Source organism: Pedobacter sp. HMWF019 (genome assembly GCF_003061025.1).
Classification (GTDB): domain Bacteria; phylum Bacteroidota; class Bacteroidia; order Sphingobacteriales; family Sphingobacteriaceae; genus Pedobacter.
Genome location: NZ_QAIL01000114.1, coordinates 1 through 10,064 on the forward strand (window position 1 = coordinate 1; position 10,064 = coordinate 10,064).

Here is a 10,064-nt window from a genome sequence, read left to right on the forward strand (position 1 = left end):
ATCGTATGATATGTCTGTTTTTAAAAGTGGAACTATAAGTTTTTATTTACAGAATGCGTATGTAAAGGAATGGATAGACAATACCATGGTTTTTATGGAAGTGGATGGGGTTGACAGGTTTTGGGAAGAGCTTTTAGCTTTAAACTTACCTGATAAGTACGAGAAAGTACGGTTAACGCCTGTTAAGACTTTAGATTGGGGCAAGGAGTGTTTTGTACACGACCCATCTGGGATACTGTGGCATTTTGGTGAATTTAGAAAATAGGATTGGCGGGCCGGTTGTTAAATCTATTTAACCAAAAGATCACTAAATCTTTAAATACTACTTACGCAAACGGTTGTGTTCGGAATTGGTTTGTTATCCTGATAATTTATAATTAGAATTGTTTCTTATGGTATCTCCCGATGATTAATTAGTTTTATGATGAAGTCAAGAGATTTTGAAAGATTGTATTCCCTGTACTATGCTTCAGTACGTGATTTCATCAAAAAATATGTATACTCGGCAACGCTGGCTGAAGACCTTACGCAGGAAGTTTTTATAAAAGTATGGGATCAACGGGATCGGCTCGAAGATGTGACCTATCTTAAAACTTACCTATTCAGTATGGCCAGGAACCATACTTTTACTGCATTGAAAACCATCAGCAGGTCTAAGGAATCCTTAAATAATATGGTGTGTGAAATTCCTGTTTTGCAAACCTTTGCAGATGATGATATGCAGGTTAAGGAATATATGGACTTTATTACCCAGGTTTTGGAGCGCATCCCAGCCCGGTCAAGGACCATTTTTAAGCTCTGCAGGGAGGAAGGAAAAAGCTATGCAGAGGTAGCGGAAAACCTTGGGATCTCTAAAAATGCTATAAAGAACCATATGGTAGGTACCATGAAAATACTTAAAAATGCAGTAGAGGATAGGTTTGGGATTCCACTCAGTGTATTCTTGTATATTCTTTTAAAATAAATTTATATTTTTTGCTACCCTACCGGTCTTATTTATAGTCTAACCTGAAATGACTGATATGAGAGAGGCTGCGTTATATAAAAAACTAGTTGAACGTTACACAGAGAAAAAACTTACCTCCGAAGAACTGGAGGTATTTTATCATCTGTTGGATGAAGGGAAACTGGATGGTTATATTCTTGATGCGATGGATAAAGATGTTGCAGCAATATCCGACCAGCACCAAGTTCAATTGCATAGGTTCTCTTTAAGTAAGGTTATTAAATTTTCTGTTGCGGCCTGTATTCTTATTGTGGTCGGTGCTGCATTTTTTATCAGGCAAACTAAAGTTTCCCATGAATCTTTTGTACGCATACAAGACAAAGCACCAGGGGTTCAAAAAGCTACACTTGTTCTTGGATCGGGCGAAACTATCGATTTGAATAATGCCCCGGATGGTCAGTTAAGGACATCTGAAAACGTGAATATAGTAAAGGACCAGGACGGGCGGATCAGTTATAAAGGAAAAAGGGATCTTTCTGTCGGAACCGATGCTTTCAACATGATAAAAGTACCTAAAGGTGGCCATTATGAGATTAGCCTGGCCGATGGTACGCGGGTATTTTTAAATGCTTTTTCGACACTTACCTTCCCTAGTGTGTTTACCGGCAAAGAGCGTATTGTAAAGTTAACCGGAGAAGCTTATTTTGAGGTTACACCAAGTTCCAAAGCCGGGGGAAAGGCCTTTGTTGTAGAAACAGGCAGCCAAAAAGTACAGGTGGTGGGAACCAGCTTTAATATCAATGCTTATACCGATGAGCCGTATACCAAAACAACCTTATTACAAGGTAAAGTAAACGTTCTGACCTCTGCCGGAACCACAAAACTGGTTCCCGGTCAGCAATCAAGAATGGATTCTAAAGGGATAACTACAGTGGCAGACGTAGATCCGGAAACTGCTTTAGACTGGAAAAACGGAGATTTCATTTTTGTAAATGAAAGTTTGAGAAGTGTAATGAGAAAATTAAGCCGCTGGTACGATATGGACGTTGTATACGAAAAGGGGATTTCAGACGAAACGCTAAGTGGTCAGATTTCAAGAAATAAAAAGCTTTCGGAGGTGCTTCAATTGTTATCTCTTTCTGGCGATTTTAACTATAAGCTGGACCATAATCTGTTACATCTGTATCCAAACACCAAAGTAGTCAAATAATCCAACCATAACAACCAAACAACAAAACAATATGAAAGAAGAATCAGGTTAACCAGGAAACCTCAATACCATGCTAACAGGTGCTACCAATACCTTAGGCAAGGATACGGGACAACGAAACAAGTTTGTGAAATCAATTTAATTAAACCCCAAGTTTAACAAATATGAATAATTTTTATTCTGAACAGCCAACAGGCCGTAGTCTGCCTGTTGGATATGTTATGGTATTGCCGCCTGTGAAATGGACTGCAGTACCTATACATATTATTAAGGTCATTTTATACATGAAACTGATTATATTTTTTCTGGTGATTACATGTTTACAGGTTTCTGCCTCGGCATTGGCTCAGAAAATTACTTTATCTGAAAAGAAATCCCCTATGGAGGAGGTATTGAAAAAGATAAGAAGGCAAGGAAAAGTTGATTTTATCTTCAAAACGAAGAGGATGCAAATGACAACACCAGTAACTATCCAGGTGAAGGGGCAGGAACTGAATGAGGTGCTGAAACTGATTTTTAAGGATCAGCCAATAGATTATGTCTTTGAAAACAACTGGATCGCAATCATTGATAAAATGCCTGCAAAAAAGGTGCTAGAGGAGTTAAGTCCGGTAGAAGTTCAGCAACATACTGTTTCAGGACGGGTAACAGATGAGTCTGGTATGGGCATACCGGGTGCAAGCGTAACAATTAAAGGAACAAAAAATGGAACCTCAACAGATCCGAATGGAAATTTTAAGATCTCTGCCAAAAGTGAGGATATACTGCTGATCAGTTTTACGGGTTATGCCAGTCAGGAGATCCTGATCAGGAACCAATCGGTGATCAATGTGCAACTGAAGGAAGAACACAAGGTATTAAGTGAGGTCGTGGTTGTGGGGTATGGTTCGCAAAAGAAACAAAACATAACAGGTTCTATTGCCATTGTAAAAGGAGAGGACCTCAAGGATGCTACTTCTCCAAATGTGAGTAGTCTTTTGCAGGGAAAAGTTGCAGGCTTGGAAGTTGCGAACAGCAGCGGTAAGCCAGGTTCTACACCAACCGTTAAAATACGTGGGGTAAGCTCTATCAGTGCTTCCAAGGTGCCTATTTGGGTGGTAGATGGTGTTATACAGCATGATGTACCGAATCTGAATCCATCGGATGTTGAGTCTATCTCTGTGTTAAAAGATGCATCGTCTGCAGCATTATATGGTTCAAGAGGTGCCAATGGGGTTATCGTAGTCACCACCAAGGCTGCTAAAGAGGGGAAAACATCCATTGTGTTCTCCAGTAAAACCGGAGTCTCGAATTTTAATATGGCCCAGTTTAAACTGATGGGCGGACAAGAGCTTTACGATTACTGGGGCAGTTTTGCCAATCAGAAAGATCTACCAGACTGGTATAAAAGTAACCTGCTCCAGATCAATACGGATTGGGTGAAATTAGGTACCCAACATGGTCTTACCCAGGATTATAATTTATCAGTTTCCGGTGGAACAGAAAAAGCAAGGATCTATGCGGGGGGAAACTATTATAAAGAGAATGGTTCTGTGAAAGGGATGAGTTTTGATCGTTATACCGGAAGGCTAAACCTGGACTACCAGATCTCGGATAAGATTACCTTTAGCCCTAAACTTTATACAAGTTACAGCCAAACAGACGACCGCCAGCACAGTATAAATGCGATGTTTACCTATCTGCCCTGGGATAATCCATATACGGCAGATGGTAAAGTGGTGAATGCGCAGGCGGCTGGATCCAATTGGAGGGGCAGGGATCTTTCCAATTACCTGTATGATTTGCAATGGAATTATAGTAATAGCGGCCGTTTAAATGCGATGGCGAATGCGGATTTTAGTTATAAGATTCTCCCTTTTCTGGAATTTAAATCGACCAATAACATTACCTATTATTCTACCAAAGGGCTGGTTTATACAGATCCACAGTCTATTGCAGGGCTGGCAGATAATGGACGTATACAAAATTCGAATGCCTACAGGACAACGAGGTTTACCAACCAGATGCTCACTTTTAATAAGGTTTTTGGGAAACACAGCCTGAATGCTTTGGCGGCTTATGAATTCAATGATTATAAATACGAGGATAATTCTGCTACAGGAAAGGGGATTGTACCTGGTATTACGGTGTTGTCGGCCGCTTCGACCGCCCTTGGCGTAACGGGGGTTAAAAACGATTATGCGTTCCAGTCTGTTTTAATGAATGCCAATTACAGTTATGCAGATCGTTATGTTCTCCAGGCTTCATTTAGAAGGGATGGTTCGTCCCGTTTTGGATCAAATTCTAAGTATGGCAGTTTTTACTCTGTAAGCGGTGCTTGGAATATACACCAGGAGTCTTTTTTTAAATCGACTGCTGTGAACTATCTGCGTTTGAAAGCTGCTTATGGTGGGGTGGGTAATACACCGGAGACACTTTATCCTCAGTATGAATTATTCTCGGTGAATGCCCAATACAATGGAAGGCCTACTGCGTTTCCATCTGCATTGGGAAACCGGAACCTGACCTGGGAAAAAACATATGCTACCAATATTGGCCTGGAGGCCGGTCTATATAACAGGGTAAACTTTACGTTGGAATTGTATCAAAAAAACACCTCCGGTTTACTTCACTTTGTTCCTCTTCCATATATTTCCGGTTATAACGGCTACTGGGATAATATTGGCCGTGTGCTCAATAGAGGACTGGAGTTAACTATTGATGCAAAAGTGATCAAAACTGAAGCCCTAACCTGGAATTTAAACTTTAATCTGGGTTTAAACAGGAATAAAGTAAAGGAATTATATGGTGGGAAAAGACAAATTAATGGAAACCAGGTGATTGAAGAAGGGCAGGACATTAATACCTGGTATATGCGCAACTGGGCTGGCGTAAAGGCTGAAGATGGTACGCCGCAATGGGAAATCATTGATCCGAATACCGGTGCTAAAACACTGACAGGAAATTATGCCCAGGCTTCATTGCAGCGTGCTGGAAATGCCACGCCAAAGTATTTTGGAGGGGTCAACACCGATTTGAATTACAAGAACTGGTCATTGTCTGCTAACCTGGCCTTTACACAGGGTATTCTGGTTTACAACGCGGGCCGGGAATTGTTTGACAGTGATGGTGCTTATGCAACCTATAACCAGATGCAGTTAAAGAATGGTTGGTCAAGATGGACACCTGATAATCGGAATGCTACACATCCACAGGCATTCTATGGAGGTAATAATCGTTCGAACGGAGTTTCTACCCGCTATCTGGAAGATGGATCTTATCTGCGTTTGAGGAATGTTGCCTTGAGCTATAAAATAAACAACCGGCTTTTAGATCGGCTGAATGTAAAGGGAATCACGGCTAGCATTGCGTTAGATAATGTGTTCACAATTACCAAATATTCTGGACTAGACCCCGAGGCTGCAGCCAATGGTGACAACAATTCACCTTACCCGCTGCCTAAAAGGATTATGTTCGGTATTGATGTTAAATTCTAAATTTTCAAGACATGAAACCATTTATATACCTATCATTTCTATCCATGCTTTTGATGACTGCTTCCTGCAGTTTAAACAAAACACCATATGATTCCCTGACACCCGATGGATTGAATAATTCTCCGGGTAGCTTAAGATCTGCCACCGACGGCAATTACGCGAGGCTTAAAACCATGGCTTTGGGCTGGTACCGTATACAGGAATTTCCAGGTGATAATGTTTCTCTGAGTGGTGTAACGACATCTCACCTCATTTATTTGTACAATTACCAGCGTATTCCAACCAATAGTTTCGCCAATTCCTTCTGGCAGAACTCTTATCAGGTCATTGTTGCGGCCAATAAGATCATTGAAACGGTTCCTGCAGGGCAATCGGCCACAAACGATCAACTGTTGGGGGAAAACTATTACCTGAGGGCATTGCTTCATTTTTCGCTCTGTAATGTTTTTGGTCGTCCTTATAGTCAGGGTGCACAGAACCTTGGTGTCCCAGTTAAAATTGATGCTGATCCTAATAATCATCCTATTCGGTCTTCTGTTGGGGACGTTTATAAACAGGTAGTCGCTGATCTGAATACATCAATCACCTTGATGAATACTTATAAAGGCAGTGTATATGCCTCCCGGGAAGCTGCCTGGGCATTGCTTTCCAGGATTTATCTGTATATGGAGGATAACCAAAAGGCCATTGAATATGCTGATAAAGTCATCTCTTCGGGACGTTACAGTTTGTTGCCAACCTCAGATCTGGCCAATTATCCAGTTTTTAAACCAGAAGATAATAAAGAAACCATATTTTCGGTAAAATTTATACCTGACCAGGACCTGGCAGATAATGGCTGGAGTAATATCGGTTCTATTTATTCTACAATCAGTGGGGTTGGGTATGGAGAAATGTACGCATCGCAAAGTTTTTTGGAATTGGTGCAGAGATATCCTCAGGATATGCGCAATAAATTTGTTTCGCCACTATATTTAAATAATGGAAAAGAGTGGGCCATTTACACTAATTCGGCCTCACAATATGTTAAAGTACCTCTTTCGAAAGAAAACGGCCTGTATTACTATACCGATCAAAACAACCAGAAACAAGCAGTGGAAAAGGAGAACGGAGTTTCCGGCCTTCCGGTATATTCGATCAGATTGGCCGATAATTCCAAAAAAGCAGTAAGAGTGGAACCGGAGGTAGATATGCGTAACGGATACCCTAAGTATTTTATCATAAAGTGTTCGCGCCAGGAGGGGCAGCCCCAGCTGTGGTCGCCAATTATTTCCAGACTTGCAGAAATGTACCTGAACAGGGCAGAGGCAAATGCCAAGCTGGGCTTTAATGATGCGGCACTGACCGATCTTAACCTGATTCGCAAAAGGGCAGGGATTCCTGACCAGGGGTTGTATACACTCCAAAATCTGCCATCAGGCCAATCCTTACTAGACGTTGTATTGGATGAGCGGCGCTTGGAGCTGGCCTGGGAAGGGCACCGTAAGTTTGACATCTTCAGGAACAAACGAAACCTGGACCATAATTTCCCGGGTGTTCATTTAACTGGAAACGGGGCAATCAGGGATGTGCCATGGCAGAGCAATGCGATTGTAGAATATATTCCTGAATCTCAAATACTGGTACATAAGGGACTTGAGCAAAATCCATAACATCAAGAGGTTAAAAATGCCGGAAATGCTACCAACATTTCCGGCTAAATACCTGGGACAACGAAAACAAATTTTGTGAAATCAATTCTATTAAACCCCAAGCAGTATCAAATATAGCAATAATCTATGTCCAACAAAGCTGAAGGGATTATCGTTTAAAATATTTAAAAACCAATCTAAATCTGATGAAAGAAAATTTATTACAGGAGAACAGAAGAACATTTCTCAAAGGGGGGCTTGTTCTTGGTGGGCTCGCTTTGCTAAGCCCGGAAAAGGTAATTTCCAGCACTTCCCATACACAAGATGGTGAATTTAAGATTCTTACGGGACCTTACTTGCAGACTAACTTTGGGAACAGCCTCTCTATTTTATGGATTACGAGTAAAAACAGTGCCAGTTGGGTTGAATATGGCGAGACAGCCGACAAAATGGATAAAAAAGCTTATGGAAGAAGTGAATTGGGCTTAAAGCCCGCAGGTCGTTTAAATTGTGTGAAGCTGGAAAACCTGAAACCAGGTGTTTCTTATTTTTACAAGGTTGTATCCAGGGAAATCACTGATTTTCAACCCTATAAATTAACTTATGGAGAGAGTGTTTCTGGTGCAACTGAAAGTTTTGTCAATACAAATGTTGCAAAAGAGGAGATTTCCTTTGTTATGATCAATGATATTCACGACAGACCGAAGTCTATTCCTCAGTTACTGGATCTTGATAAAGGGAACAAGCGCGATTTTGTTTTCTTCAACGGCGATGTTTTTGATTATCAGACGGATGAAAAACAGATTATAGATCATATGCTTCAGCCCTGCGTGGACTATTTTGCGAAAACCACACCATTTGTCTATGTGCGGGGGAATCATGAAACGAGGGGGAAGTTTGCCCGTGATTTTGCTGCTTATTTTGATCATGTAGGCTATACAGCATTTACGTTGGGGCCTGTCCGTTTTGTGATCCTGGATACCGGGGAAGATAAAGAGGATACGCATCCCGTGTATGCTGGTATTGTAGATTTTGACCGGTACAGAGAAGAACAAGCTGTTTGGCTTGAGCATGAGGTTAATCGTAAGGAGTTTAAAAATGCACCTTTCCGTATTGTGATGATGCATATCCCGCCTCGTTATTCAGGCGATGCGCATGGGGCTGTTCATTGCACACAGCTGTTTGAGCCAATTATGAACCGTGCAAAAGTTGATCTGGTATTAAGCGGCCACACACATCAGTATAAGGTTCATGCGCCGGCTTCAAAGCTGAATAATTATCCGATCATTATTGGCGGTGGGCCGAGGGATGGTTTCAGAACTTTAACTAAGATTACCGCAAGTAAAAAACAGGTGCTGGTAAGTATGCTGGATGATTCTGGTAAAGAGGTGGGGGCGTATACGGTAACACGAAAATAGGCCTTTTTTGCAAAACAGCACGATCAGACGGATGTATTTAGCTGATCGTGTTGTATCTTTCTTATTCTTTTATCCAGTTGAAGTCAGATGTAACTAGCGTAAATTCTTTTCTGGTTAGCTCAACATTTACAGAATCATTGTAGAATTTACCTCGTAAGGTTAGGTGATCGGGACTTGGAATGGTATAGCTGAAATGATGTGTAGAATTGTCGTTTGAAAAATTAATCTCTATCTTTTTCTTTAGGGTATCAACATTGATCTTTCCCCGTTCCACATCATCATTTTGATACCTGAGACCAGACTCATATTCAGCACCTATCAGCAAGAGCTTCCAGCCTAAGTCGGTGGGCGTTGTTTCGTCGTTTTTTGTAATAGAATCTATACGATAGGCACCATAAAGCGGAGGTTTGACCATAATATTCGCGTAAGGCTCTTTCATCTCATACATATGAGCAAGCCCTGTAACTATTGCCAGAATAATAAAGGCATATTTCAACGTATATTTAGCGTACAAAAACCACTTTTTCTTGATCGTGGGTGCGGGCATAATTTTTAACGCTACAGCTTGTCCTTTAAAAAAGAAAGCTATCAGGCGCTTGAAATTTGGTATAAGTAAGAAAAGACAAAAGATAAAGAGTGCCGTGGAAAGCATTTTTACAGGTACATTATAAAAATAGTTTATTGCCATAATGTTTGCCGTTGTCATTAGTGACAGAAATGCGCCAATCGTTACTGTTTTTCTAAAAAACAACAGACAGGCAAATAACTCCGCAATTCCTATGAACAGATTATATCCTTTGGAAACCCCAAAGAAGTTCCAGGCTAAGCCCATTGAGTTCGATTCACCATAGTTTTGCGTAAGCTGTATAAGGCTGGGGAATGGAAATTGTGTTTTAGCGAATTTAACCAATCCATAGTTCAGGAGCATGGTGGCTAAATAGAAACGGATGGCTACGGTGAGCCAGTAATAGAGCTGGTTATAATGAACAGCTTTTCGGTCAATTACCGTCCATATGATGGTTCCTATTATTGAAAATAATGCCACCAGCAGGAGAGACACATAATGAAACAATGTATCACCACTTCCACTATAATGCATGGATGCGTCTTTAAGCAGCCCTAGATATTGTTTTGAAAACCATGGTACGAATTGCTGGAACAGTCCTAATGGATACTTTAATGCTAATATTAACAGAGGGGAAACACCATTATTGAAAATAATTATAAAAAGAAAGAATGCCAGAAAGATGAATCTGAAGCCTGTTTTTTGTGTCAGACTCCAACGGTTTTCTAGCTCTAAAGTATTGTCCATATATCTGTAGTTATATGTTTCTTGAGGATTAAATTAAAATGGTGTTTAATATAATAGGTACTATATAGCAA

At 40.7% G+C, this 10,064-nt stretch carries 7 protein-coding genes; 6 read left to right on the forward strand and 1 reads right to left on the reverse strand.

Annotated features, from left to right (window positions below):
- The 6 genes from DBR11_RS07025 to DBR11_RS07050 form a co-directional block, all read left to right on the forward strand.
- On the forward strand, nucleotides 1–265 hold a 265-nt coding region (locus DBR11_RS07025; RefSeq protein WP_108550981.1), incomplete at its 5' end, for a glyoxalase.
- 156 nt (nucleotides 266–421) lie between these two features.
- Nucleotides 422–964 carry an RNA polymerase sigma factor gene (locus DBR11_RS07030; RefSeq protein ID WP_108550983.1) on the forward strand — a complete coding sequence of 181 codons (543 nt, stop codon included), beginning with the start codon at nucleotides 422–424 and terminating at the stop codon, nucleotides 962–964.
- Nucleotides 965–1,013: 49 nt separating this feature from the next.
- A complete protein-coding gene (locus DBR11_RS07035; protein ID WP_108550985.1) occupies nucleotides 1,014–2,156 on the forward strand; it encodes a FecR family protein in 1,143 nt (380 codons plus the stop codon).
- 164 nt (nucleotides 2,157–2,320) lie between these two features.
- Nucleotides 2,321–5,632 (forward strand): TonB-dependent receptor, encoded by a 3,312-nt coding sequence (locus DBR11_RS07040; RefSeq protein ID WP_199233782.1) that lies wholly within the window; start codon nucleotides 2,321–2,323, stop codon nucleotides 5,630–5,632.
- An 11-nt stretch (nucleotides 5,633–5,643) separates the two neighbouring features.
- Nucleotides 5,644–7,284 (forward strand): RagB/SusD family nutrient uptake outer membrane protein, encoded by a 1,641-nt coding sequence (locus DBR11_RS07045; protein WP_108550987.1) that lies wholly within the window; start codon nucleotides 5,644–5,646, stop codon nucleotides 7,282–7,284.
- Nucleotides 7,285–7,469: 185 nt separating this feature from the next.
- Nucleotides 7,470–8,681, forward strand: coding sequence for an FN3 domain-containing metallophosphoesterase family protein (locus DBR11_RS07050; protein WP_108550989.1), 1,212 nt, complete (start codon nucleotides 7,470–7,472; stop codon nucleotides 8,679–8,681).
- 61 nt (nucleotides 8,682–8,742) lie between these two features.
- Here DBR11_RS07050 and DBR11_RS07055 read toward each other — a convergent pair whose 3' ends face one another.
- Nucleotides 8,743–9,993, reverse strand: a complete 1,251-nt coding sequence (locus tag DBR11_RS07055; protein WP_108550991.1) for a hypothetical protein — start codon at nucleotides 9,991–9,993, stop codon at nucleotides 8,743–8,745.
- Between the last annotated feature and the right edge of the window lie 71 nt (nucleotides 9,994–10,064).